This window comes from Parachitinimonas caeni (genome assembly GCF_030129945.1).
GTDB lineage: Bacteria > Pseudomonadota > Gammaproteobacteria > Burkholderiales > Chitinimonadaceae > Parachitinimonas > Parachitinimonas caeni.
Map to the genome: position 1 here is coordinate 111,463 of NZ_JARRAF010000001.1, position 26,961 is coordinate 138,423.

Genomic DNA, 26,961 nt, shown 5'->3' on the forward strand with positions numbered 1-26,961 from the left:
GGGAAAGGGGCCGGATTTTACCAGCCCACCCGGCATCGCTGCGTACTGCCCGCACACAAGCCACTGCAAACTTGATCAATATCAAGCCGCCACGCGACTTAGAAGCCGGCGCCGGGTTGTTGCAGATAGATCTGCTCGTCCAGGCTGCTGGTACGCCCAAGAATGGCGTTACGGTGCGGAAAGCGGCCAAAACGGGCAATCACCTCGCGGTGGCGCTGGGCATATACCAGATAGTCAGCCAGGGTCGGCTGTGCGGCAGCCAATGCCTCGAACAAGGCAACCGCCCTATCCTGTTCCGCCAGACTCTCGGCATGTTCAAACGGCAGATAGGCAAACACCCGCTCCAGCGGGCTTAGTTGCTGATCCCACCCTAGGTCAACCAGCTTTCTGGCCAGCGCCAGCGCCTGCGCATCGCCAGCAAAGGCCTGTGGCAGGTTACGGTAGATATTCCGGGTGAACTGGTCGAGCAGCAGCACACAGGCCAGGCAGCCGTCCGGCGTGGTGGTCCAGCCCGGCAACTGGCCGTTCAGCGCCGCGACAACGCTATCCCCAAACTGCTGATTGATCTGCGCATCAAACTGCGGGTCTTTGCGAAACCACTCAGCACGGGGTCTGCCACGCTGCGCAGGTGGGCCAAACCAGAATTCGAGGACTTGTTCGGGAGTCATGGCAGCACCAGGTTGTCTCGGTGAATAAGTTCAGGTTCATCAATATAGCCAAGAACTGCCTCGATCTGGCCGGTTGCCAGCCGCAGGATCTTGCGGGCTTCATCCGACGAATAGTTGACCAGGCCACGGCCGATTTCCTGCCCGGCAGCATCCACACAGGCGACCACCTCCCCTCGCAGGAAGTCGCCTTCGACAGCGGTGACACCAATTGGCAGCAAACTGGTACCAGACTGGGTAATGGCGCGAACCGCCCCTGCATCCAGCACCACCTTGCCACGCAGCTGCAAGTGATCGGCCAACCATTGCTTGCGGGCGGCAATACGACTCGTTCCTGCCAGCAACTGGGTGCCAATGGCTTCTCCCTGCGCGAGGCGCTGCAGGACATGCTCCTCTCGCCCGCAGGCAATCACGGTATGTGCACCACTGCGTGCCGCCCGCTTGGCAGCAATGATCTTGGTGTACATACCACCGGTGCCCACAGCAGAACCCGCTCCACCCGCCATCGCCTCAAGCTCCGGCTCGCCCGCACGCGCTTCATCGACAAAGCGGGCATCAGGCTGTTTGCGAGGGTCGGCGGTATAGAGACCGCGCTGGTCGGTCAGGATGATCAGGGCATCGGCATCAACCAGATTGGTAACCAACGCCCCTAAGGTATCGTTATCACCGACCTTGATCTCAGCCGTGACCACCGTGTCGTTCTCGTTGATGATGGGGATCACACCCAGCGACAGCAGGGTCAGCAAAGTTGAGCGGGCATTCAGGTAGCGCGTGCGATCCGCCAGATCTTCGTGAGTCAGCAGGATCTGAGCCGTTTTCAGGTTGAACTTGCGAAAGCAGGTTTCGTAAGCCTGAACCAGCCCCATCTGCCCGACGGCCGCTGCTGCCTGTAATTCATGCACTGCGGTTGGGCGTTTGGCCCAGCCCATGCGCTGCAGGCCTTCGGCAATGGCGCCGGACGACACCAGAATCACCTGCTTGCCCAGCTTGATCAGCTCGGCAATCTCGCTGGCCCAGCGATTCAGGGCGGCATGATCAAGGCCCTTACCGTTATTGGTAACCAGGCTGGAGCCGACTTTGACGACGATTCGTTGCGATGACTGGACAACACTGACAGGCATGATGGATCACTAGCAAAGGAACTGAAGACCAGCATATGCTGACTGGCAGCCTGCCCGAAATCAATACAGAGAAGCCGTGCCGCGTAAGCTAGCCCCAACCACCACGACCAAGCGTTATCACGACTCTGTTCGACCCACCATGCTCGCCCAACTGCCGCTGAAACCTCTGGTCTTCATTCTGTGCCTGCTCCCTCTGGCACGCACCCTCTCCATTCTGCTGCGGGGACAGCCTGTCAATCCCATTGAGTTTCTGACACGCTCCACCGGCACCTGGACGCTGGTCTTGCTGTTGATCACGCTCAGCCTGACCCCCTTGCGCCGACTGACCGGCACCGTCTGGCCACTACGACTACGCCGGATGATGGGTCTGTTTGCGTTCTTTTACGCCAGTCTGCATTTCACCACTTATCTCTGGCTCGATCAGTTCTTCGATTTGGCCGCGATCCTGCGCGACATTCGCAAACGGCCGTTTATTACGGTCGGTTTCATGGCCTTTGTGTTGCTGCTGCCCCTGGCGGCCACCTCAACCGATCGCATGCTGCGCCGACTCAAGCGCAACTGGCAGCGCCTGCACTATGCGGTTTATCCGATTGCCATCCTGGCAATCGTGCACTACTGGTGGCTGGTAAAGCGCGACCTGACCCAGCCGATGGTCTATGGCAGCATCCTGGCTGTATTACTGGGGATACGTCTGTGGTGGAAATGGCAGACTTGGCGTCGATCCGTGGCGCGCGCACAGCCCGCCATCCAGACTGATGGGAGAAAAATCGGGGTGTAGCTGCAAGCTCTGTTGACGTTGTGTTTTCGGATCGCGTTTCGCTGAATTTGGGCCTGCTGCCGCGTTGACTGCCAGGCTGTTGGCTTGCAACGCAAGCCTTACAGCCTGTGCGCCCAGCCGGGAAACCGCTTACCTTGCCCGCAAGCGGCGCGACATGGCATCAGCGCCGCACCTCACATCAGCCGTAGTATGGCGTCGGGTCGGCAATACCTGCTGAGACAAAACCCGCCTGGCGCAAACGGCAGGAATCGCAAACCCCACAGGCTCGACCCTCATCATCTGCCTTGTAGCAGGAAACGGTGAGTCCGTAATCCACACCAAGCTCCACCCCGCGACGGATAATGTCGGACTTGGACAGCAATTGCAGCGGCGCCCGGATATGCAAGCGATTGCCTTCAACACCCGCCCGCGTCGCCAGATTAGCCATGGCTTCGAATGCGGAAACGTATTCGGGTCGGCAATCGGGGTAGCCGGAATAATCGACGGCATTCACACCAATGAAAATGTCCATCGCTCCCAACACTTCAGCCCAGGCCATCGCATACGACAGCATGATGGTGTTGCGCGCGGGCACATAGGTCACAGGGATACCCTCTGCGGGCGAGGTGGGCACCTCGATGGCATCGTCCGTCAGCGCCGAGCCACCGAAAGCACGCAAGTCGATCGTAGCAACGCGATGCTCACAGGCACCCAACGCTTTGGCAACGCGCTGCGCCGCTGCCAGTTCGGCGGCGTGCCGCTGACCATAATCGAACGACAAACAATACGGCGCATAGCCCTCGTGACGGGCAATCGCGAGGACTGTGGCGGAGTCCAGCCCACCGGAAAGAAGGACAACAGCTTTTGGTTTCACAGTAACTTCCCGAATTTGGATGGCGGGCATCACGATGACGCTCGCGCCATCAACTGACGACTACTGACAGGCTCACCGCGCTAAACCCCAGGCTTTTCGCCCCACAGGATCTTATGCAATTGCACTTGCATACGCACTGGCAAACGATCCTCCAGCACCCAGGCGGCCAGATCTGCCGGATCGATACCCTGCCAGACCGGTGACAACAGGACAGGGCAACGCTGTGCCAGATGACGTGTTTGAATGAGATCACGCGCCCATTCATAGTCTGCCCGGCTGGTCAGAACAAACTTGAGTTCATCGCCCGACTTCAGCAGATCCAGATTTGGCCAATGATTCTTATCGACCTCCCCCGAACCCGGCGTCTTGATATCAACAATCCGTGATACACGCGGGTCAACCGGATCAATCGGCATGGCGCCGCTGGTTTCAAGCGAAACCGAATAGCCTGTATCGCAGAGTTTTTGCAGCAGCGGCAAGCAGTTCCTTTGTGCCAGCGGCTCACCGCCGGTAACACAAACATATTGAGCACCATAAGCCGCCACGCGTTCCAGCACCAAGTCGAAACTCATGGTTTCGCCACCATAGAATGCGTAGGCGCTGTCGCAGTAACCGCAACGCAGCGGACAACCCGTGAGGCGCACAAACACGGTTGGCAGACCAACTCGGCTTGACTCCCCCTGCAAGGAAAAAAATATTTCACTGACACGCACACTGTCGGCGACAGCCATTCCTACTCTCCCGCAACGCAATGCGTTGTCAAAATCAAACCGGCCCTTGATCGGGCCGGTAATGGTCACAGTCCTTGGTGCCGGATTATGGCGAAAAGCCCCTGATGGCACCATCCGGTTCCCGATGCAGATCAGGATACCGGCAGAAACCGCTTCTTACAGCATTTCCAGTTGGCGTTTGGCCCGCTGTGCAGCTTCTGAACCGGGGTAATTGGTAATCAGATCTTTGAGCGTCTTGCGTGCAGCCTTGGCATCACCAGCCTCAATCTGCAGATTAGCAATTGCGCGCATGGCATCCGGAGTTTTCTGATGATCTGGCCAGTTATCGACCACCTTGCGTAGCGCCAGCATGGCAGATTTGTAATCACGCTGCTGTGCATACGACAAGCCTTGCCAGAACAAGGCATTCGGCACCAGCCGGCTATCACGATAGCTTTTCAGAAAAGCATCAAATGCGGATACCGCGTTCTTGTAATTGCCAACCCGATACAGGTTATAGGCTGCCTCGTAGGCACTGGCGTCACCCTCACCGTGTGCCGGCTCTGACGTCGTAGGGGTATCTACCGCCCCGGTTGACTGCGTGGCACCGGGCTGCGGATTCGTCTGAGCTGGCGGTGTTTCGAGCTGGCGCAAGCGACTATCAAGGTCTACATACAAATCTTTCTGTCGTTTTTGCAGATTATCGATGTTGAAAGTCAGCACTTCGATCTGACCACGCAGCTTGGCAAGCTCGCCATTGAGCCCCTCAATCTGATTGACCAGCTCCAGCAGTTTCTGATTCTGCAGTTGTGTCTCAACCTTGTTGAGCCGGTCGCTCACGGTGTTATTCAAGGTCTCCAGTCTGACGCGAAGTTCGGCAACCTGCTTGCGCGCTTCATCATCATCAAATAACCCTGCCTTGGCCGGCAAAGCCAGAACCAGTAAAAGAGCAGACAAACAGCGTAGGCGCATAGATAACCTCATCCGGTTGTGCGCAACAGACAAGCAAAAGCCGCCGCCAGCTTCAAGTAGCGTGAGAACGATCCCTCGCCACTCTGGCTGCGGCGGCCTGACAGGCCAGATGATTACTCGCCGTCGTAAACGATATCGGCGCGACGGTTTTCAGTCCAGGCCGCCTCATCGTGGCCAGTCGCCTTGGGCTTCTCTTCGCCCAGGCTAACTGTCTCGATCTGCGCTTCGGACACACCCAGTACGCTCATCGACTTCTTCACGGCCTCTGCACGCTTCTGGCCCAGCGCCAGGTTGTATTCGCGGCTGCCGCGCTCGTCAGCATTGCCTTCAATCTTGATCTTGCGATTCTTGTTGCTGTTGAGGTACTTCGAGTGTGCATCAACCGTTGCGCTGAAATCCGGACGGACATCGTATTTGTCGTAGTCGAAATAGATGCTGCGCTTGGACAGGATGTTGTTCGGGTCCTTCAGCGGGTCCATGTTGAAGCTATCAGGCTTCTTCGACTCAACAGGCGTAGCGGTGGGTTGCTCATAGGGTTTGCTAGGGTTGGTATTGGTCTGCGTCGGAGCAGGATCCGGCACCTTTTGACTGGTGCTGGCACACGCTGCCAAAAAATTAACGACCACTAGACTGGCAAGCAGCTTTTTCATCGGTTTCTCCCGGGTTTTAGATCAAATCAAGAACATTCCGCCCAGCCATTGCCAGGCATTCGAAAATCCGAGCAATCAGATCATTATTGCTTGGTGAAGGGTCCCCAAGCAGGTTCGCGCGCATCCCCGGCCTGCACCGACAGACGCTGCTTGATGCGGCCATCACTCGATACGGCTGCCAGAACCCCTCGCCCACCTTGCTCGGTTGCGTATAGGATCATTCGGCTATTGGGCGCGAAACTTGGCGATTCGTCTAATTCTGTCGTAGTGAGAATCATAGTTTGCCGGGTAGCCAGATCAAGCGATGCCACGTTGAAGCGCCCACCCTCCCGCCGGATAAAAGTGATCGATTTCCCGTCCGGCGAAAATCGTGGTGACACGTTATAGCTGCCTTCAAAGGTCAGTCGTTGCGCATCGCCTCCCGAAGCCGGCATCAGATAAACCTGAGGACTTCCTCCCCGATCCGAGGTAAAGACGATGGACTGGCCATCCGGCGAATAGTTCGGCTCGGTATCAATGCCATGGCTTTTGCTCAGGCGCACCGGACTACCGCCGTCGACATTAACCGAATAGATTTGCGACAAACCATTGAGCGTCAAAACCACTGCCAGCTTGCTTCCATCCGGCGACCAGGCAGGTGCGCTATTGCTACCTTTGAACGCAGCGGCACGACGGCGACTTCCTGTAACCAGATCCTGGACGTAAACAATCGGCTTGCGTTCTTCAAACGACACGTAAGCAAGCTTGCTACCATCCGGTGACCAGGCAGGGGACATAATGGATTCCCGTGAAGCCAGAATGGTCTGACCACCGGCACCATCTGCGTCGGCAATTTGCAGCTCATGTGCGGTCTTGCCCTTCTTCACAACATACGCAATGCGCGTCGAGAACACCCCCTTGTCGCCAGTGAGCGCCTCGTAGACCACATCCGCCACCCGGTGTGCAGCACGGCGCAACTCACCAGGTTTAACCCGCATTTCCAATCCCACCAGCTGGCGCTTCTGGGCAACATCAAACAGGCGGAAGCGAATCGCAGTTTGCCCCCCTTGATCGGTCACGCTGCCAATCAGCAAGCTATCCGCCCCACGCTTCCCCCAATCAGGGAAATTGACCTGCGCAGGATCGCTTGGTAAAGGTGCAGGCCCGGTCTCGATCAGCTTGAACAAGCCGCTGCGATCCAGATCCGAGCGAATGATGGGCGTCAAAGCCTGCGTCAGACTAGCCTCGCCTTCAAAGCCGGATACAGCAATGGGGAAGCGTTGGGCATTGGTTCCAACAATTTCGATATTGATGTCGGCATGGGCCGGGTTTGCCAGATTGCAGAGCACCAAAGCCATAACAAACAAGGGGCGAATCAAACGGTTCATAGATTTCAGATTGTCGAAGTTGAGCCGGCATAGGCCAGCAATTAACGCATCTTGTAAGTCAGGCTATGTCGCCGAAAGTCGCTGAAACGCAACCCCGCCGGCAGTGGCGGATATTGGCCCAATCGCAAGATAGCCCGTTTCACAGCCTCATCGAATGCGGGATTTCCACTGGCTTTCCTGACTGTCACATCCAGTACCGACATATCGGGCAGCAAAGCCACTTCACAAATGACTTCAGGGTTACTGGTTTCATCGTCAGGAAAATTCATCGCATCTTTGATGCGTCGTCTCACCACGTTGATATAACCATCCAGCAGCCTGGCGTTGGCAGCCTGCTCTGCCGCATGTTGCTGGTCGGCCATTTGCTTGATGAGCGCCGCCGTATCCACCTTAGGCACTTGCTCTGTTGGTTTGGATGTCGGCCGCTCTATCTTGCTATCCCGCTCACTGGGTGGATTTTTTTTCTCAACCAGCTTTTCCACCTTTTTTTCAGGCAGTTTCTCTACCTTGGGCTCGGGCTTTTTCTCTGGTTTAGTCTTTTCAGGCTTTGGTTCAGGCTTAACTGCCGGCGGCCGCTCTTTTGTCTTGGGACGAGGCTTGGGCACATCCTCAATCTCGGCCTTGCGCGGCGGTTCGGGTTCAGGTTCTTCCTCGGGCGGCGCAGGCTTGGCTTTAGGTGCAGGCTTCACTTTCGGCACAGCCGCACTGACAGGGGGAGGTGGACTCCATAACTCCACTTGTACCGGTGCAATGGGTTGATTCGTCCACTGAACACTAAAGTACAGGAATGCAAAGAGCGCGCCATGCACCAACAAAGCGAGCGTGAACGATAAACCCGGCCTGTCTTCGTTCATTTTCCAGGCTGTACAACAAGACCGACACGCTGCACTTGCTGGCGTTTGAGCGCATCCATCGTTTTCACTACGGCTTCATAGCGGACGGCCTTATCCGCAGCAATCACCACAGGCCGGTCGGCCTGACCTTCCAGCTTGACCTTGATGGCAGCCGTCAGGGCCACAATATCCGCCTGAGGCTGCGGTTTGCCAGCCCCGTCAATCAAGGAGTAGCCACCGTTTTTATCAATCTCGACCCTGAGCGGCTGAATCGACAGCTGACGATCCGCACGATCAACCGAGGGCAGATTCACTAATCCCGGCTGCATCATCGGTGCTGCCACCATGAAAATCACCAGCAGCACCAGCATCACGTCAATGTAAGGGACCACATTGATCTGAGCCATTGCCCGGCGAGTACGTCGTGCCATTTAGGAATTCTCCGCGATCACAGTTGGCGTACGCGGTAGCCTTTGCTACGCAGCTGATTGATGATGCCGGCAGGGCCAGTTAAATGGGCAGCCCCCACCACTACCAAATGAGTTTTCTTGCCTGTTTTCAACAGATCGTCGATCTTTCGCGTCATGTCATCATTACGCAGATCCAGCAATTTTCTCTCGATCGATTTGCCCACTTTGTCAGCAGAAAAAGATTTCTCCATCACGGCATGCAGCTTGTCAGGGTCTCCCGCACGCCACGCAGCGATCAGCTGCTTCAGCATCGGTTGAATCTCAGCCCTTTGAATGCTCAACAAGGTCTGCCGCAGGAACGCATCGGACTCATCTGCTGACAAATCATTGAGCAGCGCAAATTGCTGTGCAATCGACTCCAGCTCAACGACAACCTTACCTTCGTCTTTGGCACGACGCAGAAAATGCAGATCGATACCATACTCGGGCGAATAACCCAGCTTGCTGAACTCCTGCACCATCAGCAGCATGCCGACCATCCATGGTCGATAGCCACGTACGGCCTCCAGGGACTGGCCGGACTGAACCAGCTGTTTAATCAACAAAGTGCGTGTCTCGGCCTGAATATTCTGTTCAAGATTGTCACTACCGGCATAGCGCGCTGTAGCAAGTGCCGCCTGCACGGCGCGCTGATCCGTGGCGTCAGCCTCGACCACCAATACCTGCGCCCGGTGATAGGCATCTTCAATCGGTTTAGCCAGAGGATAAAAGCCTGACTTACCGGCATGTACCGATCCAAGCAGATACATCGGTGCATCAGAACCGCTCACTTCCCACAGGAATTGCTTGGCGTGAGCAACCGAAGCACCCAAAAAGCTGCTCAAAATCAGGCAGAGCCCTATAAAGCGACGCCCCCAGCTCGCCAAGACCGCCCTCATTTGGCAGCCTGCCGCTGCAAGATATTGGAAAACTCTTCAATAAAGCTGTCGAAACGATTGGCCAGGCGATCAATGTCATGTGCAAACCGGTTGTATGCTACGACCGCCGGAATCGCAGCAAACAGACCAATGGCGGTTGCAACCAGGGCTTCAGCAATCCCGGGCGCTACATGAGCCAGACTCGCCTGCCCTACATTTGCCAAGCTGCGAAAAGCATTCATGATGCCCCATACCGTACCGAACAGGCCGATATACGGTGACACGGAGCCAACGGACGCCAAAAATGAGGTATGGGCATCCAGCCGGTCCAGCTCACGCTGGCAAGCCGCCTTCATGGCGCGTCGTGTACCTTCCATCAGTGCCGACAGATCAATGCCATTCTGTCGGCGCAGCTTCACGAATTCGTTGAAGCCCGCCTCGAAGATACGCTCCATTCCCACACCAGGTTGAGCACTGACTTGCTGGAATAGTCGTGAGAGGTCTGCGCCGCTCCAGAACGCCGCTTCAAATGATTCGGTACGCGCCCGGGCATTTCGCAAGGTGAAGATCTTGTTGAAGATGTGCCACCAGGACATGAGCGACAGCAGAAGCAATCCACCCATAACCAGCTGCACCAGTAAACTGGCATTGGCAATCAGGGTCAGTATTGATAAGTCCTGGTTCGTGGTGATTTCCACAGTGGTTCCTTATTACTCATTTGGGCACGCGGCGGATTCTACCTGCAAGCCGCACAAGTCGATACGCCAACAGCATATTTATTGCTTGCAAGGGTACCGCTCCCCATCGCAAACAATACAAGCGAATCTGTCACTTTTGATCAACAGAAGTTCAACCGGATCGCCATCCCTCAGTCCAGTAAATCGCCCTGCACCCTTGCCGGTTGCAACCCAAAATGTTGATAAGCAAGCAGGGTGGCCATCCGGCCACGGGGCGTTCTCTGCATCAAGCCCTGTTGAATCAAATAGGGCTCCAAAACGTCTTCGATGGTATCGGGAGACTCACCAATTGCGGCGGCAACGTTATCAAGCCCTACCGGTCCACCACCAAACTTCTCAATGACCGCCGATAGAAGTTTGCGGTCCATCAGGTCCAACCCGGCATGGTCTACATCCAGCATCGACAAAGCCGCGTCCGCGACCGCCACGCCCACTTTGCCATCAGCTTTCACCTGAGCGTAATCGCGCACACGCCGCAACAGCCGGTTGGCAATACGCGGCGTCCCCCGCGATCGGCGTGCCACCTCGAAAGCTCCGGCTTCGTCGATCTCCACTTCCAGCAATCTTGCGGATCGAACCACGATGCGCGACAGTTCTTCAGGCGTATAAAACTCCAGCCGCGCCACAATACCGAAGCGATCCCGCAACGGATTGGTCAGCATGCCAGCACGCGTCGTAGCACCAACCAGAGTGAAGGGGGGAAGATCCAGTTTGACGGAGCGTGCGGCTGGCCCTTCGCCAATCATGATGTCGAGCTGATAGTCTTCCAGCGCAGGGTAGAGAATTTCCTCAACCACTGGCGACAGCCGGTGAATTTCGTCGATGAACAACACATCGTGAGGTTCGAGATTGGTCAGCAATGCGGCTAGGTCACCGGCCCGCTCCAGCACTGGGCCCGACGTCTGGCGCAAGTTCACCCCCAACTCTCGGGCAATGATGTGTGCCAGCGTCGTCTTACCCAAACCTGGTGGACCAAACAGCAAGACATGATCCAGCGCTTCACGCCGCAAACGCGCTGCTTCAATGAATATCGAGAGTTGATGACGGGCTTTTTCCTGGCCGACATATTCGTCGAGGACTTTGGGCCGCAAGGCGCGTTCCAACGCCTCTTCCTGATTAGATTGTGGCTGAGCAGCCACCAGTCTTGGCGCACTGGCCAGTTTGTCTGTTTCGATCATGTTGCCAGCCAAAATCCGATGTAGTTAGTGGCGATCAGCCTTTAGCCAATCCGCGCAGAGCCAGGCGCAGCCCCTCTGTCACGGTCGTATCTGTCGGCAAAGGTTTGACTGCAGCCTGAGCTTCCTTGTCGTTGTACCCCAAAGCCAGCAGGGCGTGGACAATTTCGTCTCGGCTATCTGCGGGGGTCTGAGGCGATGCCGCCGAAGGAATACCTGCCGCCCCGTTAGTCGTCAGCTTGCCTCTTAGCTCCAACACCAATCGCTCTGCAGTTTTCTTGCCGATACCCGGCGTCCGCGAAAGCTTGGCGACATTGCCCTCGGCAATAGCCATCCCCAACTCGTCCACTGTCATGCCGGAAAGCACCGCCAAGCCGATTTTTGGCCCTATCCCCGAGACCTTGATCAACTCCCTGAAAGTATCGCGCTCGCTGCGGCTAGCAAAACCATACAGCAAGTGGGCATCCTCCCTGATCACCAGGTGCGTAAACAAAGTTACGGACTCTCCCAGATTGGGCAGGATAAAAAAGGTGCTCATTGGAACATCGATTTCATAGCCAATGCCCCCCACCTCCAGAACAATTTGAGGAGGTTGCTTCTCAAGAAGTTTACCGGTCAGTCTGCTTATCATTGCTCGTACCAACTCCAATATTTTGGGCGAAAAGGCCAGTGGCAGAGGTGCTTCGGCACTACCCGCCAAACATTAATTGCAGTTCATTGCCAAGGTAGTTCGAACAGCATCCTGATGCGTGACCCAAGCTCTCGGATGCGCATCAGTATTCCCAAAGGGAACCTGACATCCTGGGCATCAAATCCCTGAGCCGAAACACCCAAACGATCTGCCATAAAAAGTGCCCGTTCATTATGAAATGCCTGGGACACAAAAAGCACGGAACCATGACGCCGGTTGTTGATGACCGAATCAATCGTACGATCTGCCCCATCCAGCTTGATCAAGCCGGACGGTACGCCACAAGCAACCAAATCTTGCCGCAGTAAGCCAGGGCTGACATCGCTGACAATAATTTGCTGGACCTTTCCTGCACGATACAACGCCACAGTAGCGTCGATCCGATGCCAGTAATACAGATTGGGCCCGCCCAATCGGCTTTCGCGCGGTGCGCCCAATAGCACGACCACTGCATTGCCGGGTATCCGGTTCAGGTCCGCACTGTGTCTGCCTTGAGCCAGCCAGGACACATATGCGTAGATTTGCAGTGGTACTGAAAGTAGCCATGCCAAGAGCAACAGACCGAACCGGAACCGGCGGATCATCGCACCACCCAACGCCCTCGACGAGACCCCATGCCCGCTTTCGCCAACGCCCCAGTCGCATGGCCCGCATGACACAGGGCACAGGCCAAGGCATCGGCTGCATCCGCCTGAGGAGCACCTTCCAGCGCCAACAGACGTTGCACCATATGACCAACCTGAACTTTGTCTGCATGGCCATTGCCGACAACCGATTGCTTCACTTGCAATGCGGTGTATTCGGCGACGGGTAAGCCGGCCAGAACCAGCGCACTGATTGCAGCACCACGGGCCTGACCAAGCAGCAAGGTCGATTGTGGGTTAACGTTGACGAATACCTGCTCGACGGCCGAGGAATCTGGCTGATAGGTGGCAACAATCTGAGCCATACCATCGAGAATGGTCTTGAGGCGCGAGGGCAAATCGCCATCACCTGTTCGAATGCAACCACTTGCAACGTAGCTGCGATTTTGACCAACGCAGTCTATCAGCCCAAAACCGGTAACCCGCAGGCCAGGATCAATTCCGAGGATGCGCAGAGTGGATTCCTTAGGGAGGCTAACAATTGAAGACAGACGCCATATGCTATGCTGTCTGAGTTCCCTACAACCCGCGTACCGTCAGAAAACTGCCTGATGACGGAAGACGCAAGGCCGGACGGGAAGGTGCTGGATTATAAACCGGCCCGGCGCCAAGCGGCGCAAGGCAGCCATCTTTCGAGAGCTACCCAGCCGTGAGCGTTCGCAAATTCTTCCCCGCCAACGCAGCCCTAACCGACGAAGAAGCCCTGTACGGTTACCGCGCAACGACGCAAATTCTGGCAGCCATGCGCCAGGTCATCTGGTCGATGACCCTTGGCCGCGACAAGATCCTCTACCTCTCGCCATCCGCCGAGCAGTTATATGGTGAATCGGCTTCGGTTCTGAGAGACCACCCCAATTTCTGGCTGGAAGCCATTCACCCCGAAGACAAAGCCGCCGTCTGGTCCGGCATGAGTCACCTGATGCAAACCGAGCACACTGAATTTGTCTACCGCATCCAGGTAGAAGATAGCTCAGTGCAGTGGGTACATCATCGCAGCCAAATTGGCCACAACCGCTTTGGCGTTGCCGAACGCATCGACTTCTGCGTAGCACTTTGCGACCCACCCAAGGCTGCCAATACGGGCGTCGAGCCCTATCAGAAACTGTTCAACGCCTGTGGCGACGCAATGCTGTTGCGAGACCCGACAACACTTAAAATCGTCGAAGCAAATCCTGCTGCGATCCGGATGTTTGGCATGGGCAGTGCGGAGCTTTGTCGCCAGCGTCTGGAAGAACTCTCGGATCGAACGGAAGGCTTTGATTCGGCCGCCGAAGCCGAAGCGATTGAAGCCGCTAAAAAGGGGCAGATCCAGCGCTATGATTGGCAGATTCGCACCATGCATGATCAGGCACGCTGGGTTGATATTACCTTGACCATCGTACATCTCGGCGGAAAAGAGTTGCTGTTAACGGTTCTACGCGACAGCGACACACGCAAACAGCAAGACGAATCCCGAATAGTCGCTGCCGACATTATTGCCAGAAGTGTCGATTTTGTTGGGTTTGCCAATCCAGCAGGTCAAATTGCCTCGCTCAATCCAGCCATGCAGGAGATGTTAGGGGTTCGCGCCGACGAAGTACGTAAGCTGTTTCTGACAGATCTGCTACCGGTCTGGGCACAACCGCTCTTTCTGCATACTTGTCTGCCGCTGGCAACAAAAAATGGCATCTGGCGAGGAGAATTGGCGCTAGTCGGCCAAGAAGGCCGCCATATCCCGGTTATTCTGAATTTACTCGCCCATAAAAAACGGGGAGCCATCAAGGGCTACTCACTAGTAGGTGTGGATATTTCCGAATACAAGCATCGGGAGAACCGTTTGCTCCAGACCAAAGAGCAGCTCGAAGCAGATAACCACATTAGGCAACAGATGCTAGCTAACGTCAGTCACGGGCTAGTGCCATCGTTAAACGCCCTGCAAAACTCGCTCTCTAGCCTGACTACCGAAGACGCAGCCAAAGCAGCAGCCAACATCGCCAGAGCGGTCAAGCAGATACGCACGTTGGTGGATGCTGTGATTGCCTACACCAAACCGGATTAATGCGCCTGCTCATTCACCAACAACGTCGTTAGTCATCCAGACTGTTGTCTCCCCGCGTAAAGCGCCAAGTGCGGGTGATGCTCAGGATATCTGCCGGCTTACCAGCGTTATCGACAATTCCTGCCGGCAGACGCGGGAAGGGAGAAGCCAATTGCACAATGCGTTTGGCGGATTCATCCAACACCGGATTACCTGATGAACGGTTGACCTCAATGGCACTGACGCTACCATCAGTCCGGATTTCAACAGTAATACGCAGCTGACCATAAAGGCGCTCACCATTACTGGCCTTGGGGTAGTTCAGATTACCAATGCGCTCAATTTTGATTCGCCAGTCATCGACATAACGCGCTTCAACTACCCCTTTAGTGCGAGCACCGACAAACGCCTTGCGAGGTTTGGTCTGGTACTCATCAATCCTTCGACTGATTTCACCTTCAAGTTTGGCGATCTGCTGGGCCCGCAATCGCTCGGCATCGACGTTGATTCCTTCAACCGGCTGAGTATGGGGTTGCGGTTTTGCATCATTTACCAACACCTGATTGGGGCTCAACTTGAGCTGAGTCATCAATTGAGATTGTTGTTGCTCTAGCTCAATCTGTCTTTTTGCAACCTGTGTAACCTGCTCACTTTGCTCAGCATTGTCATCAACAGGCAAAGGGGTTTTTACCCGCCGGTTTTCCGCATCGGTATTGCCACCGCCATCAAGATTTACCTGAGCCAGAGCATCAGGCTTTTCAGGTGCGGTCTGGCTCTTGGAATTCACCAGAATGATGTCCAGCGGTGCCCGATCAAGCAATTTGCGAGGATCCGGCGGCGAGAAGCGCAAGCCAAAGATCACCAAGCCATGTAGAGCAATCGAGAAAGCGACAGCTCCGATCAGCCACTGATCGGAACGTGCGGAAACATTAAGCGTTGTAGACGACATGAGGCCCAGACTCGCATCCTGCATAAACAGAGCCGAGTTTACCATAGCCCTTCAGGTCGCTTGCGATAAGGCTGAAGTGGTATATAACATTGTGATAATCGCGTGCTCGGCAGTCAGGCATCGAAAATCCAATCTACATACGTTATTTAACGGGTACCTAAAGTTCATTCATAAGATTTACCAACTGCTTTGATAGGAGAATCCTGATGCGCCTCGCACATATTGGACTAATTGCAACAATAGGCTTACTCACCAATGCAGCATGTTTGGCTGCTGACTCCGCCGACAAACTCGCCGCCAAGAACAACTGCTTGGCCTGCCACCAAATCGACAAGAAAGTAGTCGGGCCGTCGTATAAAGAAGTGGCTGCGAAATACAAAGGAGATAAGTCGGCAGAATCAAAATTAATCGAGAAGGTCAAAAAGGGTGGAACAGGCGTATGGGGCAATATTCCAATGCCGGCACAAAATGTCAAGGACGACGAATTGAAATCCATTGTTAAATGGATTCTAAGTCAATAATCTGACTACCTATTTTTGACATTAGGCCACCTGAAATCACGATTTATAGACTCATGTGAGTACGGGCCCGTATTGCAATAGATCGCGTCGTTGAGTAAGCTGCCGTCCCCGGTGGAAGCGCTCCTTCCGCCGCCCTAAAACATAGCGAGGAAGATGGATCATGGCTACCACACTTACCGAGGAAGATATCCTGAACTGGAAAGGCGAGGACTACATGAATGCCGACCATCTCGCTTTCTTCAAGCAGCGCCTGATTGACATGAAGCAGGAGTTGCTCAATAACGCGACGGCAACCAGTCAGCATTTGCAAGAACAGGAAGCAACCCCCGATCCGGCAGATCGTGCAACACTGGAAGAAGAGTATGCTCTGGAACTGCGCACCCGTGATCGTGAGCGCAAACTACTGCTGAAAATCGACTCTACGCTGAAGAAGATTGAGGACGGTAGTTATGGCTATTGTGAAGATACAGGTGAGCCGATCGGACTACAGCGTCTGCTAGCACGCCCGACCGCGTCACTGACGATCGAAGCACAAGAACGTAGAGAGCGCTTGAAGCGACAGTTTGCGGATTAAGCCCCCTCACTAAGTCTCAGCTAACAAACCCGAGCCGCCAGCAATGGTCGCTCGGGTTTTTCATATATAACCGGGCAACCCACTCCATCCTGCACATTGTTATTTGCAGCCAGTAGTTTCCACAGTTATCTTTGAAGTCTTGTCCAATCGACCTGCGGTGGCATCATGCTGTTTAAAACCGATGACGTTCGAATCAAAGAGATCAAAGAACTTCTTCCCCCCATTGCGGCCCTGGAGCGCTATCCTGCAACTGAAGTTGCCTCCACAACCACGTTCAAGGCACGCCAGGCCATTCATCAGATGCTGGTCGGCGACGATGATCGTCTACTGGTCATCATCGGCCCTTGCTCAATTCATGATGCCGATGCGGCAGTTGAATATGGGCGGCAACTCAAGACTTTGCATGACCGCTTTGAGAAAGATCTGGTTGTGGTCATGCGTGTATATTTTGAAAAGCCGCGTACCACCGTTGGCTGGAAAGGGCTAATCAACGACCCACATCTAGACGGCAGCTTCGATATCAACAATGGACTGAGACTCGCTCGAAAACTTTTGCTGGATCTGAACAACTTGGGCATGCCAGCAGCAACCGAGTTTCTTGACATGATCACGCCACAATACGTGGCAGACCTAATTGCCTGGGGAGCGATTGGTGCGCGAACCACTGAGTCACAAGTCCATCGAGAACTTGCTTCTGGCCTGTCTTGCCCGGTTGGCTTCAAAAACGGCACTGACGGCAACCTGAAAATCGCAATCGACGCCATCAGGGCGGCTAGCGTGCCCCATCACTTTCTGTCGGTCACCAAATATGGGCACTCTGCCATTGTGGCTACAGGAGGTAACCCAGACTGCCATATTATTTTGAGAGGCGGCAAGACACCCAATTACGATGAACCGCATGTAAGAGCCAGCGTTGCGGATTTAGCTGCAGCCGGTTTACCGGAGAAGTTGATGATTGACTTCTCCCATGCCAATAGCCGCAAAGACTACCGTAAGCAAATTGAGGTATGTGACGAAGTCTGTGCTCAGTTGGCAACAGGAAATCGAGCCATCTTTGGAGTAATGGTGGAAAGTCATCTAGTCGAAGGTAGACAAGACTTGCTACCAGGAAAACCTCTGACCTATGGACAAAGCATTACAGACGCCTGTATCGGTTGGGGTGATACGGAAAATTTGTTAGCAACCTTAGCTAACGCAGTACAAGCAAGAAGAAAAGCCCAACGATAAGTAATTTGTGAAAAATAAGTCGGGGGAGACCCTCCCCCGCATTGCTATCGGCGAAAGAACAGAAAAAGCCACCATACCGCTACAAATGATTTTGTTCGGCCAAATCAATGCCTCCACAACAATCTTCGAATTGCATCAAGCTGCTCCAATGCAAGACGCACGTGGCGTTGAACATCAATCAGCTGAACTTGCCCTTCAGGACCTGTTCCTTCAACGCCTTCAACACTCACCCCAAGAGCCTGCGCCCACATCAACGCTTCGTGCGTTGCCAGAAAGGCCGGATCTCGTGGGTAGACCAATCGGCAAGATGGGGTACTCGGCTGCACTAACTCTCCTTCTGCCAGCAAGAACTCTTCGCCAAAGGCTTCTTCCTCCGCCTCAATCATTGCAAGCAGATCGTTCACAGCAACCAAATCACCAACTGCAACACAACACTCAGATAACACGCCACCAACCGGCGCAGAGATTTCCACGCTCCGGCCCTCAGAAATAAGACGGACCAAGGGCGCATCAACTTCAATCAGCTGGCCATCGCGAACGTGCCAGGAAGCCACGACGGCATCCTCGACAATCTCTTCTGGAGCGCAAACTAAATGCAAAGTAGTAGGCATGACCATTCACCTATATTAGGTTTCGCTTAAGCGTGCGCCCACTGACACGTGTCATCAAATAGTGCCGCCAAGCGGCTCTAAATTCCGCCTAGACGGCTAACAACCTACTGCTTCTTACGCGCAAAGGGACTCTCCCAGTGCGCAATATTGATCTGCCTTGATCTTGCGATCGCCAAGTCTCCTGCCTCAACAGAGTCCGTAATCGTCGAACCGGCACCAACCGTGGCCCCCGAACCAACTTGCACAGGAGCAACCAGCATGGTGCCCGAACCGATAAATGCCTTATCCTGTATTACAGTCTTATGCTTGTTTACCCCATCATAATTACAGGTAACCGTGCCAGCACCTACATTAACGCCTTCTCCAATTTCCGCATCTCCTATATAGCTTAGATGATTTACTTTTGAGCCAAGACCGATATGGCTCGCTTTGACTTCCACAAAATTGCCAATGCGCACTGAATCTTCTATTTGTGTATTGGGACGTAACCGTGCATAAGGCCCAACTACCGCATCTTTCCCAATAAAACATTTAACCAAATGACAATGCGGCTCGATACGTGTATTGTCCAAAATAGTCGCATCTTTAATTAAATTAAATGGACCGACGCGCACACCGTCACCAAGCCTAACTTCTCCCTCAAATACGCAATTCACATCAATATATACATCCTTTCCACAAACTAGCGTTCCTCGCACATCAATGCGATTTGGGTCTGCTAACTGAACACCGGACTCCATCAGGGCAAAAGCATTTTTTTCCTGGTATTCTCGCTCTAATTGCGCAAGCTGCACCTTATCATTTACTCCGGTAATCTCAATCAAATCAGATGGGTGCATAGTACCAATTCCCAGTCCGGATTGGCTCGCCATTGCGATAATGTCCGTAAGATAGTATTCGCCTTGTGAATTATTGCAATTTAATTTACCTAGCCATTCTTTTAGACGGCAAGTTGGAATTGCCATGAAGCCAGTATTGACCTCTTTGATTTCCAATATTTGGGCATTTGCATCTTTGTGTTCAACAATTTGAGAAACTTTGCCATCGAAGCCCCGCACAATTCTGCCATATCCAGCAGGATCATTTATTATTGCAGTAAGCAGCGACATTTGATCACCGTCGCATAATTGCACGAGATTCTTTAATGTTCTACCCGAAATAAATGGAACATCACCATATAATATGAGTGTAATACCACCTTCTAGATACGGAACTGCTTGCAGCACAGCATGCCCAGTTCCAAGTCTCTCTCGTTGCTCTACCCAGATAACATCGTCTTCACTAATTTCGGCTTTAACCCGATCACCATCGAAACCGTGGACAACAATTAACTTATTTGGTAACAAGCTACGAGCGCTAGCTAGCACATGTGCAAGCATGGAACGGCCGGCAATTTCGTGTAAGACTTTCGACTTCTGCGAACACATACGCTTACCTTGACCAGCCGCAAGCACCACTATATTTAAAGGCGCATCAACCATGCTTATCCACCTCTCCACTGACTGAACGAATTAGCAAAAAGGGCAGCCAACGGCTGCCCTCTTTCTCATACTTTCCATCACATACCAGTAGCGCAATCAGTGCCCACGCTTACGAAGCTTCTGAATTGCCGCCAATTGCGCAATTGCTTCAGCCAATTCGGCTTGAGCCTTTGCGTAGTCCATAGAACCACTGCGGTTACTCAATGCTTCCTCAGCCTTCCTTTTGGCATCCAATGCCTTAGCCTCATCAAGATCCTGACCGCGAATTGCTGTATCAGCCAACACAGTAACTACATGCGGCTGAACCTCCAAGATCCCACCAGAAACATATACCAAAACTTCTTCGTCATTAGTATTAGCTACCTTAATCCGAAGCGCCCCTGGTTTGATCTTGGTGAGCAGAGGGGCGTGACGAGGCAAAATTCCAAGCTCGCCGAGTTCACCGGGTACCGCTACAAACTCAGCGGTGCCCGAATAAATCTGCTCCTCAGCACTAACTACGTCGACATGCATCGTCATGGCCATATCTTCGTCGCCTTATTGCAGGGTCTTGGCTTTTTCGACAGCCTCTTCGATTGAGCCAACCATGTAGAAGGCCTGCTCTGGCAGGTGATCATATTCACCCGCCAAAATGCCTTTAAATCCGCGTAAAGTCTCTTTCAGCGGCACATATTTACCAGGAGAGCCAGTAAACACTTCAGCTACATGGAAAGGTTGCGACAAGAAACGCTGGATCTTACGAGCGCGCGCTACCAACAATTTATCTTCTGCCGACAGCTCATCCATACCCAGAATTGCAATAATGTCGCGCAATTCTTTATAACGCTGCAGTGTAGATTGCACACCACGAGCAACCTGATAGTGCTCCTCGCCGACTACCTGAGGATCCAACTGACGGGAAGTAGAATCAAGGGGATCTACTGCAGGGTAAATACCTAGTGCAGCAATATCTCGACTCAATACAACTGTTGCATCCAAGTGTGCAAAAGTAGTAGCGGGGGACGGATCGGTCAAGTCATCCGCAGGTACGTAAACAGCCTGAATGGAGGTAATCGAACCAGACTTAGTCGATGTAATCCGTTCCTGCAGACGACCCATTTCATCGGCCAATGTCGGCTGATAACCCACAGCAGAAGGCATACGGCCCAGAAGAGCCGATACCTCTGTTCCTGCCAAGGTATAACGATAAATATTGTCTACAAACAGCAAAACATCGCGTCCCTTGCCGCTTTCATCCTTCTCGTCTCGGAAGTATTCAGCCATTGTCAAACCAGTCAGAGCCACACGCAAACGGTTACCCGGCGGCTCATTCATCTGACCATATACCATGGCAACTTTATCGAGAACGTTGGAGTCCTTCATCTCGTGATAGAAGTCATTGCCCTCACGAGTACGTTCACCCACACCGGCAAACACCGACAAGCCTGAATGAGCCTTGGCAATGTTGTTGATGAGCTCCATCATATTCACGGTCTTGCCTACACCCGCGCCACCAAACAGACCAACCTTACCACCCTTAGCAAACGGACAAATCAAGTCAATAACCTTGATACCCGTCTCAAGCAAATCAACGGTCTGGTTCAGCTCGTCAAACTTTGGCGCCTTGCGATGAATTGCCCAGCGTGCGTCAGACTCAACAGGGCCAGCCTCATCAACCGGGTTGCCCAAAACATCCATAATCCGCCCCAGTGTTGCCTTGCCCACTGGAACGGAAATTGGATTACCCGTATTTGAAACAGGCATCCCACGCTTCACACCATCGGTGGAGCCCATGGCAATCGCACGGACAACACCATCACCTAATTGCTGCTGCACTTCGAGTGTCAGCTCTGGCTTAGCGAGCGTCAGCGCGTCAAATACTTTCGGCATCGAATCGCGTGGAAACTCCACGTCAACAACCGGGCCGATGATTTGCACGATTTTCCCTTGGCTCATCGTTGCATTCCTATAAAAGTAAATTTCGTCCGTGCGATCAGACTGCCGCAGCCCCTGCGACGATTTCTGACAACTCTTTGGTGATCGCAGCTTGTCGGGTTTTGTTGTACACCAGCTTCAACTCATCAATTACCGTGCCTGCGTTATCTGATGCAGCCTTCATCGCGACCATACGAGCGCTTTGCTCGGAAGCAATGTTCTCCGCTACCGCTTGGTAAACAAGTGCTTCGATATAGCGAATCAGCAAATCATCAATTACCGCCTGAGCACTTGGCTCATACAGGTATTCGAATGGATGAGCGCTAACAGGTTTCATCCGATCCGCAGGAACTGGCAACAGCTGCTCTGACACAGGCTCCTGCTTCATGGTGTTAATGAAACGGGTATAAACAATGTGCAATTCATCAATCTTTCCCGCCAGATAGGCATCAAGCATAAGCTTGACGGGCCCGATCAAACGGTCAAGATGCGGCGTATCACCGAGCTGTGTTACGTGAGAAACCACGTTAGCCCCAGCACGTTGCATAAAGCCAAAACCTTTGTTACCGATTGCCGTGATATCAACTTCGACGCCAGCTTGCTGCCAAGCCTTCATCTTGTTAAGACAGGTTCTCAGTACGTTGGTATTGAGACCACCACAAAGACCCTTATCCGTGGTAACCACAATCAAACCAACGCGCTTAACAGTTGCCCGCTTGGTAAGGAAAGGGTGGGCATAGTCTTGCAAGGCTTGAGCCAAATGCGCCGATACATTACGAATCTTCTCTCCGTATGGGCGCGCGGCTTTCATCCTTGCCTGGGCTTTACGCATCTTTGATGCTGCCACCATTTCCATGGCGCGGGTGATCTTTCGCGTATTTTGTACACTCTTGATCTTATTACGAATTTCCTTACCGCCAGCCATGACTTGACCTTTCTCTAGTTAGATCAAATCAGTAAGCACCAGTAGCTTTGAACGACTTAATAGCTTCCGCCAACTTCTTGTCGTTCTCACCGGAAAGTTCGCCCTTACCATCCATCTCTTCAATAACTGCAGCGTAATTTGCCTTGATATATGCATAGAGGGCCGCCTCAAAGGCAAGAGCCTTCTCGACCGGCACATCATCTGCCAAGCCCTTTTCAACTGCATAGAGCGTTATGGACAACTGGGAGACTTTCTTAGGCTCATACTGGCCCTGCTTGAGCAACTCGGTAACCAAACGACCACGATCAAGCTGCTTACGAGTAACTTCATCCAGATCTGAAGCAAACTGTGCAAAGGCAGCCAATTCCCGATACTGCGCTAACGCAGTACGAATACCACCAGCGAGCTTCTTGACGACCTTGGTCTGAGCTGCACCACCAACACGAGATACTGAAATACCCGCATTAATCGCGGGACGAATACCCGCGTTAAACAAGTCCGTTTCCAGAAAAATCTGACCATCTGTAATCGAAATCACGTTTGTCGGTACAAACGCAGAAACGTCACCAGCTTGAGTCTCAATAATGGGCAAGGCAGTCAGCGAACCTGTTTTACCTTTTACTTCGCCATTAGTGAATTTTTCCACATACTCAGGGTTCACGCGTGCGGCGCGCTCCAGCAGGCGGGAGTGAATGTAGAAAACATCACCAGGATAAGCCTCACGGCCAGGAGGACGACGTAACAGTAGAGAAATCTGGCGATAGGCAACCGCTTGTTTCGATAGGTCATCGTACACAATCAGTGCATCTTGACCACGATCGCGGAAATATTCGCCCATTGCACAACCGGCATACGCAGAAATAAACTGCATTGCAGCTGACTCAGATGCAGACGCTGCTACAACAATTGTGTGCCCCATTGCGCCATGCTCTTCCAGCTTGCGCACAACGTTAGCAATCGAGGACGCCTTCTGACCAATCGCAACGTAAATACAAATTACGCCAGTACCCTTCTGATTGATAATGGCATCCAGTGCAACGGCAGTTTTTCCTGTCTGGCGATCCCCAATAATCAGCTCACGCTGACCACGTCCGATGGGCACCATGGAATCAATAGCTTTAATGCCGGTCTGCAACGGCTGAGAAACCGACTGACGTGCAATAACGCCTGGTGCAATCACCTCAATTGGGCTTGATAGTTTTGCACCAACCGGTCCCTTGCCATCGATAGGCTGCCCCAGCGCATTTACAACACGACCAACCAATTCTGGACCAACTGGTACTTCCAAAATACGGCCGGTGCACTTTACCTCAGAGCCCTCTGAGATGTGTTCGTAGTCGCCCAAAATAACCGCACCAACCGAATCGCGTTCCAAGTTCAGGGCGAGGCCAAAAGTATTTCCTACAAACTCCAGCATTTCACCTTGCATCACATCAGAAAGACCGTGGATGCGGACGATGCCATCTGTCACCGAAATGACGGTACCAGTTGTACGGGTCTCCGCATCAACCGATAGATTCTGAATCTTGCTCTTGATCAGCTCACTGATCTCGGAAGGATTCAATTGCATTGTTTGTACTCCTAACTGGTAAGGCGGACCGAGAGAGCTGCAAGTTTTCCACGCACAGAAGCGTCGATCACATCATCTCCGATTGTCATTCGGACACCACCGATAAGATCCGGATCGACACTCACTGTAGCGTCCACCCGTTTCCCAATACGTGCCGTCAGCAAAGCCTTGAGTTCGTCAATCTGGGCACCATTTAACTCAAATGCCGACTCGATACAGGCGTTTACCGAACCTTCCGCTTTAGCCCGCATTTCCTCAAACAGCAGAGCAACCTGAGGCAAAACAGCGAAGCGCCGGTTTTCCAAAATGGCAGAAACAAAATTACTAACTTGTGGATTTGCCATTTTTACCAGCACATCATCCAACAACTGCTTAACCTGCTCGGATGAATACTTCGGATTGGCCACATATTCCGCAACTGTTGGCTCTTGTGCCAATGCAGATAGCACAGCCAAAACTTCCGACCAAGCCAAAAGGCTATTCGTCTCACTTGCCAGTTTGAAGACTGCTTCAGCGTACGGCCTTGCGACAGTAATAAGTTCCGCCATGAGTGCTTATAGCTCCGATTTTAAGGATGCCAGCAGGTCTGCATGACGAGAGGAATCGATCTCTTTACGCAGAATTTTCTCAGCACCTGCAATTGCCAACAACGAAACCTGCTGTCGCAACTCTTCTCGAGCATGATGAGCTTGCTGTTCGATTTCTGCCTGAGCAGCAGCCTTCTCACGCTCACCTGCAGCACGACCTTCATCCTTGGCTTCATCGACAATTTGCGCAGCACGTTTTTCGGCTTGAGCAATTATTTCTGCAGCCTGAGTCTTAGCCTTGCGAAGCTCTTCCGCAATCCGCTTCTCGACCAATTCCAGATCATTCTTGGCCTTATCTGCGGCAGACAATCCGTCAGCAATGCGCTTGGCGCGCTCTTCTAGAGCTGCAATCAGTGGAGGCCAAATGAACTTCCACGTAAACAGCACCAGGATCGCGAAGACCAACGCCTGCCCAAACAGGGATGCGTTTGGTTGCATGGTTTAATCCTTCTTCTTTTGGCAAAGCGCCAAATTACTTAACCATACCCAACAGAGGGTTACCGAAGGCAAACATCAGAGCAACAGCAACGGTAATAATGAAGATAGCGTCAACCAAACCAGCAATCACAAACAGCTTAGGTTGCAGAGCAGCGGCAGACTCAGGCTGACGAGCAGCACCTTCCAGAAACTTCGCACCAACCAGAGCAACACCAATGGCTGCACCAACGCCAGCCAAGCCAATCATCAAGCCAATAGCCAAAACCGTAAACTGTTGTACGTTGGCGATCAGAGCAACATGTTCCATTTAAAATACTCCTAGGTAACGATTAGTGAGTTAAGAAAGTTCTACTGAAAAACAAAATTCAAAATCAATGCTCTTCTACTGCCAAACTGCAATAAACAATAGTCAGCATCATGAAAATATATGCCTGCAGGACGACAATCAAAATGTGGAAGATAGCCCATGCAGAACCGGGAATTAATTGCCCCCACCAAGGCAACAGAGCGATCAGCATAAATACCAGCTCGCCCGCAAACATATTGCCAACAAGCCGCAACGCCAAGGACAGTCCACGAGAACCATATTCAATGCATTGCATGGCAGCATTTACAGGCATCAACACAATCTTCATGCCCATACCTTCAGCATGAAATGGCGCAGTAAAGAATTCTTTGATAAATCCTCCAGCACCTTTAGCCTGAATGCCCAACAAAATGGACAGAATAATGACCGACAATGACATCGCCAAACCCTGATTAATATCTGCTGTTGGTACAACACGCAAATAATGCAGGCCGACTTTCTGACCAAGCAATGGCAAAAGATCAACAGGAAGAAAGTCCATGGCATTCATCAGCACAATCCAGACAAACACCGTCAGCGCCAGCGGAGCAATCAGCTTGCTTTTCCCATGAAAAATTTCCTTAACATGGTTATCGACCAACTCGACGATCAGCTCGATAAACAGCTGAAACTTGGTCGGTTTGTCCACCGAAACCCGACGAGCCACCAATCCAAACAAGGCCACGAATACAAAGCCAAGGATTAAAGCAACCCAGAAAGTGTCTAGATGGAATGTCCAAAAATTATAGGCACCACCAGTTGTCTGAGGAGAGCTCAGATTGATCAAATGGTGCTGAATATATTCAGTTGCGCTAGGTGCGTGTTGTTCAGCCGACATGGTGTTGAATGATCAAAAGTTTTATTTAAAAATCAATACCAGCAAGTAAGCCGCCAAAGCGGCCAAAAACGCTGCGGCAAACCACACAGCGCTTTCCCCGAAAAAAACAAAGCCCGCTGCCAACAATATGACAGCAACCACTATTTTTACCATTTCAGCCAATAGAAATTTGCTTAATATGGTCTTCGGAGCCGGGAATCCTTTTATTTGCGCGACCCAACCGTAAATAGCAACCACAGCAATATGGGCTAAGCCACCAATTATTGCTGCTGTCATGGCCTTGCTTCCGGAAACAATTAATCCGATACCAGCAACAAGCAGCACAATGACTGCCATAACTCGTAGTACCGAATTAATCTTCTCACGCAGCAAGCTTGGAAGATCGGTAGGGCGCGAAATCTTTTGGATGTTATCGTTTTCCAAGCGCATAGGTCAAGCAA

32 protein-coding genes are annotated in these 26,961 nt (G+C 52.7%); 5 read left to right on the forward strand and 27 right to left on the reverse strand.

Annotated elements, in window-relative coordinates; translation table 11 throughout:
• Nucleotides 1–98: 98 nt before the first annotated feature.
• Together PZA18_RS00440 and proB are read right to left on the reverse strand one after the other, a co-directional pair.
• Nucleotides 99–668, reverse strand: coding sequence for a DUF924 family protein (locus tag PZA18_RS00440; RefSeq protein ID WP_284098797.1), 570 nt, complete (start codon nucleotides 666–668; stop codon nucleotides 99–101).
• Complete coding sequence (proB, locus tag PZA18_RS00445) at nucleotides 665–1,786, reverse strand: glutamate 5-kinase (RefSeq protein WP_284098798.1); 1,122 nt, start codon at nucleotides 1,784–1,786, stop codon at nucleotides 665–667. The genes PZA18_RS00440 and proB overlap by 4 nt, the downstream gene beginning before the upstream one ends.
• A 76-nt stretch (nucleotides 1,787–1,862) precedes the next feature.
• Here proB and PZA18_RS00450 point away from each other — a divergent pair, with 76 nt between their 5' ends.
• Entirely contained in the window at nucleotides 1,863–2,564 is a 702-nt protein-coding gene (locus PZA18_RS00450; RefSeq protein ID WP_308447310.1) for a protein-methionine-sulfoxide reductase heme-binding subunit MsrQ, read from the forward strand.
• 178 nt (nucleotides 2,565–2,742) lie between these two features.
• Here PZA18_RS00450 and queC read toward each other — a convergent pair whose 3' ends face one another.
• The 13 genes from queC to ruvC form a co-directional block, all read right to left on the reverse strand.
• Nucleotides 2,743–3,417: a 7-cyano-7-deazaguanine synthase QueC gene (gene queC / locus PZA18_RS00455; protein ID WP_284098799.1), complete on the reverse strand. Its 675-nt coding sequence runs from the start codon at nucleotides 3,415–3,417 to the stop codon at nucleotides 2,743–2,745.
• A gap of 80 nt (nucleotides 3,418–3,497) precedes the next feature.
• Nucleotides 3,498–4,148, reverse strand: a complete 651-nt coding sequence (gene queE, locus PZA18_RS00460) for a 7-carboxy-7-deazaguanine synthase QueE (protein ID WP_284098800.1) — start codon at nucleotides 4,146–4,148, stop codon at nucleotides 3,498–3,500.
• A 156-nt stretch (nucleotides 4,149–4,304) separates the two neighbouring features.
• Nucleotides 4,305–5,099, reverse strand: coding sequence for a tol-pal system protein YbgF (gene ybgF / locus PZA18_RS00465; protein WP_284098801.1), 795 nt, complete (start codon nucleotides 5,097–5,099; stop codon nucleotides 4,305–4,307).
• 113 nt (nucleotides 5,100–5,212) lie between these two features.
• Entirely contained in the window at nucleotides 5,213–5,749 is a 537-nt protein-coding gene (gene pal, locus PZA18_RS00470; RefSeq protein ID WP_284098802.1) for a peptidoglycan-associated lipoprotein Pal, read from the reverse strand.
• Nucleotides 5,750–5,832: 83 nt separating this feature from the next.
• Entirely contained in the window at nucleotides 5,833–7,116 is a 1,284-nt protein-coding gene (tolB, locus tag PZA18_RS00475) for a Tol-Pal system beta propeller repeat protein TolB (RefSeq protein WP_284098803.1), read from the reverse strand.
• 41 nt (nucleotides 7,117–7,157) lie between these two features.
• Nucleotides 7,158–7,970, reverse strand: a complete 813-nt coding sequence (locus PZA18_RS00480; protein WP_284098804.1) for an energy transducer TonB — start codon at nucleotides 7,968–7,970, stop codon at nucleotides 7,158–7,160.
• Nucleotides 7,967–8,380 carry a protein TolR gene (gene tolR / locus PZA18_RS00485; RefSeq protein ID WP_284098805.1) on the reverse strand — a complete coding sequence of 138 codons (414 nt, stop codon included), beginning with the start codon at nucleotides 8,378–8,380 and terminating at the stop codon, nucleotides 7,967–7,969. Before tolR ends, PZA18_RS00480 begins: the two co-directional genes overlap by 4 nt.
• 17 nt (nucleotides 8,381–8,397) lie before the next feature.
• Entirely contained in the window at nucleotides 8,398–9,297 is a 900-nt protein-coding gene (locus PZA18_RS00490; protein WP_284098806.1) for a TraB/GumN family protein, read from the reverse strand.
• Complete coding sequence (gene tolQ / locus PZA18_RS00495) at nucleotides 9,294–9,974, reverse strand: protein TolQ (RefSeq protein ID WP_331488578.1); 681 nt, start codon at nucleotides 9,972–9,974, stop codon at nucleotides 9,294–9,296. The genes PZA18_RS00490 and tolQ overlap by 4 nt, the downstream gene beginning before the upstream one ends.
• A gap of 170 nt (nucleotides 9,975–10,144) precedes the next feature.
• Nucleotides 10,145–11,191, reverse strand: coding sequence for a Holliday junction branch migration DNA helicase RuvB (gene ruvB, locus PZA18_RS00500; RefSeq protein ID WP_284098807.1), 1,047 nt, complete (start codon nucleotides 11,189–11,191; stop codon nucleotides 10,145–10,147).
• A 34-nt stretch (nucleotides 11,192–11,225) separates the two neighbouring features.
• Nucleotides 11,226–11,819: a Holliday junction branch migration protein RuvA gene (ruvA, locus tag PZA18_RS00505; RefSeq protein WP_284099048.1), complete on the reverse strand. Its 594-nt coding sequence runs from the start codon at nucleotides 11,817–11,819 to the stop codon at nucleotides 11,226–11,228.
• Between the two features lie 83 nt (nucleotides 11,820–11,902).
• Nucleotides 11,903–12,463, reverse strand: coding sequence for a SanA/YdcF family protein (locus PZA18_RS00510; RefSeq protein WP_284098808.1), 561 nt, complete (start codon nucleotides 12,461–12,463; stop codon nucleotides 11,903–11,905).
• Nucleotides 12,460–12,978: a crossover junction endodeoxyribonuclease RuvC gene (gene ruvC, locus PZA18_RS00515; RefSeq protein WP_284099049.1), complete on the reverse strand. Its 519-nt coding sequence runs from the start codon at nucleotides 12,976–12,978 to the stop codon at nucleotides 12,460–12,462. The genes PZA18_RS00510 and ruvC overlap by 4 nt, the downstream gene beginning before the upstream one ends.
• A gap of 194 nt (nucleotides 12,979–13,172) precedes the next feature.
• On the opposite strand from ruvC, the gene PZA18_RS00520 reads away from it, so the two are divergent.
• On the forward strand, nucleotides 13,173–14,561 hold the full coding sequence (locus tag PZA18_RS00520; RefSeq protein WP_284098809.1) for a PAS domain-containing protein: 1,389 nt from the start codon (nucleotides 13,173–13,175) through the stop codon (nucleotides 14,559–14,561).
• Between the two features lie 28 nt (nucleotides 14,562–14,589).
• On the opposite strand, the gene PZA18_RS00525 is transcribed toward PZA18_RS00520, so the two are convergent.
• Nucleotides 14,590–15,534, reverse strand: a complete 945-nt coding sequence (locus PZA18_RS00525; RefSeq protein WP_284098810.1) for a cell envelope integrity protein TolA — start codon at nucleotides 15,532–15,534, stop codon at nucleotides 14,590–14,592.
• Nucleotides 15,535–15,695: 161 nt separating this feature from the next.
• Here PZA18_RS00525 and PZA18_RS00530 point away from each other — a divergent pair, with 161 nt between their 5' ends.
• From PZA18_RS00530 to aroG, 3 genes are all read left to right on the forward strand, one after another.
• Complete coding sequence (locus PZA18_RS00530) at nucleotides 15,696–16,010, forward strand: c-type cytochrome (protein WP_284098811.1); 315 nt, start codon at nucleotides 15,696–15,698, stop codon at nucleotides 16,008–16,010.
• A 160-nt stretch (nucleotides 16,011–16,170) separates the two neighbouring features.
• Nucleotides 16,171–16,584, forward strand: coding sequence for an RNA polymerase-binding protein DksA (dksA, locus tag PZA18_RS00535; RefSeq protein ID WP_284098812.1), 414 nt, complete (start codon nucleotides 16,171–16,173; stop codon nucleotides 16,582–16,584).
• Between the two features lie 165 nt (nucleotides 16,585–16,749).
• Complete coding sequence (gene aroG / locus PZA18_RS00540; RefSeq protein WP_284098813.1) at nucleotides 16,750–17,811, forward strand: 3-deoxy-7-phosphoheptulonate synthase AroG; 1,062 nt, start codon at nucleotides 16,750–16,752, stop codon at nucleotides 17,809–17,811.
• 104 nt (nucleotides 17,812–17,915) lie between these two features.
• On the opposite strand, the gene PZA18_RS00545 is transcribed toward aroG, so the two are convergent.
• The 11 genes from PZA18_RS00545 to PZA18_RS00595 form a co-directional block, all read right to left on the reverse strand.
• Complete coding sequence (locus tag PZA18_RS00545; protein WP_284098814.1) at nucleotides 17,916–18,422, reverse strand: biotin/lipoyl-containing protein; 507 nt, start codon at nucleotides 18,420–18,422, stop codon at nucleotides 17,916–17,918.
• A gap of 104 nt (nucleotides 18,423–18,526) precedes the next feature.
• Entirely contained in the window at nucleotides 18,527–19,903 is a 1,377-nt protein-coding gene (gene glmU / locus PZA18_RS00550) for a bifunctional UDP-N-acetylglucosamine diphosphorylase/glucosamine-1-phosphate N-acetyltransferase GlmU (protein WP_284098815.1), read from the reverse strand.
• A 96-nt stretch (nucleotides 19,904–19,999) separates the two neighbouring features.
• A complete protein-coding gene (locus tag PZA18_RS00555) occupies nucleotides 20,000–20,428 on the reverse strand; it encodes a F0F1 ATP synthase subunit epsilon (RefSeq protein WP_284098816.1) in 429 nt (142 codons plus the stop codon).
• A 12-nt stretch (nucleotides 20,429–20,440) separates the two neighbouring features.
• Nucleotides 20,441–21,838: a F0F1 ATP synthase subunit beta gene (atpD, locus tag PZA18_RS00560; protein WP_284098817.1), complete on the reverse strand. Its 1,398-nt coding sequence runs from the start codon at nucleotides 21,836–21,838 to the stop codon at nucleotides 20,441–20,443.
• A gap of 37 nt (nucleotides 21,839–21,875) precedes the next feature.
• Nucleotides 21,876–22,742: a F0F1 ATP synthase subunit gamma gene (gene atpG / locus PZA18_RS00565; protein ID WP_284098818.1), complete on the reverse strand. Its 867-nt coding sequence runs from the start codon at nucleotides 22,740–22,742 to the stop codon at nucleotides 21,876–21,878.
• Between the two features lie 28 nt (nucleotides 22,743–22,770).
• Entirely contained in the window at nucleotides 22,771–24,312 is a 1,542-nt protein-coding gene (gene atpA / locus PZA18_RS00570) for a F0F1 ATP synthase subunit alpha (protein WP_284098819.1), read from the reverse strand.
• Nucleotides 24,313–24,323: 11 nt separating this feature from the next.
• A complete protein-coding gene (locus tag PZA18_RS00575) occupies nucleotides 24,324–24,860 on the reverse strand; it encodes a F0F1 ATP synthase subunit delta (RefSeq protein WP_284098820.1) in 537 nt (178 codons plus the stop codon).
• A 6-nt stretch (nucleotides 24,861–24,866) separates the two neighbouring features.
• On the reverse strand, nucleotides 24,867–25,337 hold the full coding sequence (locus tag PZA18_RS00580; RefSeq protein ID WP_284098821.1) for a F0F1 ATP synthase subunit B: 471 nt from the start codon (nucleotides 25,335–25,337) through the stop codon (nucleotides 24,867–24,869).
• A gap of 34 nt (nucleotides 25,338–25,371) precedes the next feature.
• Nucleotides 25,372–25,644 carry a F0F1 ATP synthase subunit C gene (gene atpE, locus PZA18_RS00585; protein WP_284098822.1) on the reverse strand — a complete coding sequence of 91 codons (273 nt, stop codon included), beginning with the start codon at nucleotides 25,642–25,644 and terminating at the stop codon, nucleotides 25,372–25,374.
• 64 nt (nucleotides 25,645–25,708) lie between these two features.
• Nucleotides 25,709–26,521, reverse strand: coding sequence for a F0F1 ATP synthase subunit A (atpB, locus tag PZA18_RS00590; RefSeq protein WP_284098823.1), 813 nt, complete (start codon nucleotides 26,519–26,521; stop codon nucleotides 25,709–25,711).
• Between the two features lie 21 nt (nucleotides 26,522–26,542).
• On the reverse strand, nucleotides 26,543–26,944 hold the full coding sequence (locus PZA18_RS00595) for a hypothetical protein (RefSeq protein ID WP_284098824.1): 402 nt from the start codon (nucleotides 26,942–26,944) through the stop codon (nucleotides 26,543–26,545).
• Nucleotides 26,945–26,961 lie beyond the last annotated feature (17 nt).

What these genes read in the sequence shown, in the direction of transcription:
- queE (WP_284098800.1), bottom strand. Translation starts at nt 4,148, where the DNA reads ATGGCTGTCGCCGACAGTGTGCGTGTCAGTGAAATATTTTTTTCCTTG.
- atpB (WP_284098823.1), bottom strand. Translation starts at nt 26,521, where the DNA reads ATGTCGGCTGAACAACACGCACCTAGCGCAACTGAATATATTCAGCAC.
- dksA (WP_284098812.1), top strand. Translation starts at nt 16,171, where the DNA reads ATGGCTACCACACTTACCGAGGAAGATATCCTGAACTGGAAAGGCGAG.
- PZA18_RS00530 (WP_284098811.1), top strand. Translation starts at nt 15,696, where the DNA reads ATGCGCCTCGCACATATTGGACTAATTGCAACAATAGGCTTACTCACC.
- ruvB (WP_284098807.1), bottom strand. Translation starts at nt 11,191, where the DNA reads ATGATCGAAACAGACAAACTGGCCAGTGCGCCAAGACTGGTGGCTGCT.
- PZA18_RS00490 (WP_284098806.1), bottom strand. Translation starts at nt 9,297, where the DNA reads ATGAGGGCGGTCTTGGCGAGCTGGGGGCGTCGCTTTATAGGGCTCTGC.
- tolR (WP_284098805.1), bottom strand. Translation starts at nt 8,380, where the DNA reads ATGGCACGACGTACTCGCCGGGCAATGGCTCAGATCAATGTGGTCCCT.
- aroG (WP_284098813.1), top strand. Translation starts at nt 16,750, where the DNA reads ATGCTGTTTAAAACCGATGACGTTCGAATCAAAGAGATCAAAGAACTT.
- atpD (WP_284098817.1), bottom strand. Translation starts at nt 21,838, where the DNA reads ATGAGCCAAGGGAAAATCGTGCAAATCATCGGCCCGGTTGTTGACGTG.
- PZA18_RS00555 (WP_284098816.1), bottom strand. Translation starts at nt 20,428, where the DNA reads ATGGCCATGACGATGCATGTCGACGTAGTTAGTGCTGAGGAGCAGATT.
- atpE (WP_284098822.1), bottom strand. Translation starts at nt 25,644, where the DNA reads ATGGAACATGTTGCTCTGATCGCCAACGTACAACAGTTTACGGTTTTG.
- tolB (WP_284098803.1), bottom strand. Translation starts at nt 7,116, where the DNA reads ATGAACCGTTTGATTCGCCCCTTGTTTGTTATGGCTTTGGTGCTCTGC.
- PZA18_RS00525 (WP_284098810.1), bottom strand. Translation starts at nt 15,534, where the DNA reads ATGGTAAACTCGGCTCTGTTTATGCAGGATGCGAGTCTGGGCCTCATG.
- ruvA (WP_284099048.1), bottom strand. Translation starts at nt 11,819, where the DNA reads ATGATAAGCAGACTGACCGGTAAACTTCTTGAGAAGCAACCTCCTCAA.
- glmU (WP_284098815.1), bottom strand. Translation starts at nt 19,903, where the DNA reads ATGGTTGATGCGCCTTTAAATATAGTGGTGCTTGCGGCTGGTCAAGGT.
- PZA18_RS00480 (WP_284098804.1), bottom strand. Translation starts at nt 7,970, where the DNA reads ATGAACGAAGACAGGCCGGGTTTATCGTTCACGCTCGCTTTGTTGGTG.
- PZA18_RS00575 (WP_284098820.1), bottom strand. Translation starts at nt 24,860, where the DNA reads ATGGCGGAACTTATTACTGTCGCAAGGCCGTACGCTGAAGCAGTCTTC.
- PZA18_RS00580 (WP_284098821.1), bottom strand. Translation starts at nt 25,337, where the DNA reads ATGCAACCAAACGCATCCCTGTTTGGGCAGGCGTTGGTCTTCGCGATC.
- pal (WP_284098802.1), bottom strand. Translation starts at nt 5,749, where the DNA reads ATGAAAAAGCTGCTTGCCAGTCTAGTGGTCGTTAATTTTTTGGCAGCG.
- proB (WP_284098798.1), bottom strand. Translation starts at nt 1,786, where the DNA reads ATGCCTGTCAGTGTTGTCCAGTCATCGCAACGAATCGTCGTCAAAGTC.
- atpG (WP_284098818.1), bottom strand. Translation starts at nt 22,742, where the DNA reads ATGGCTGGCGGTAAGGAAATTCGTAATAAGATCAAGAGTGTACAAAAT.
- atpA (WP_284098819.1), bottom strand. Translation starts at nt 24,312, where the DNA reads ATGCAATTGAATCCTTCCGAGATCAGTGAGCTGATCAAGAGCAAGATT.
- PZA18_RS00440 (WP_284098797.1), bottom strand. Translation starts at nt 668, where the DNA reads ATGACTCCCGAACAAGTCCTCGAATTCTGGTTTGGCCCACCTGCGCAG.
- PZA18_RS00545 (WP_284098814.1), bottom strand. Translation starts at nt 18,422, where the DNA reads ATGCCTACTACTTTGCATTTAGTTTGCGCTCCAGAAGAGATTGTCGAG.
- ybgF (WP_284098801.1), bottom strand. Translation starts at nt 5,099, where the DNA reads ATGCGCCTACGCTGTTTGTCTGCTCTTTTACTGGTTCTGGCTTTGCCG.
- PZA18_RS00510 (WP_284098808.1), bottom strand. Translation starts at nt 12,463, where the DNA reads ATGATCCGCCGGTTCCGGTTCGGTCTGTTGCTCTTGGCATGGCTACTT.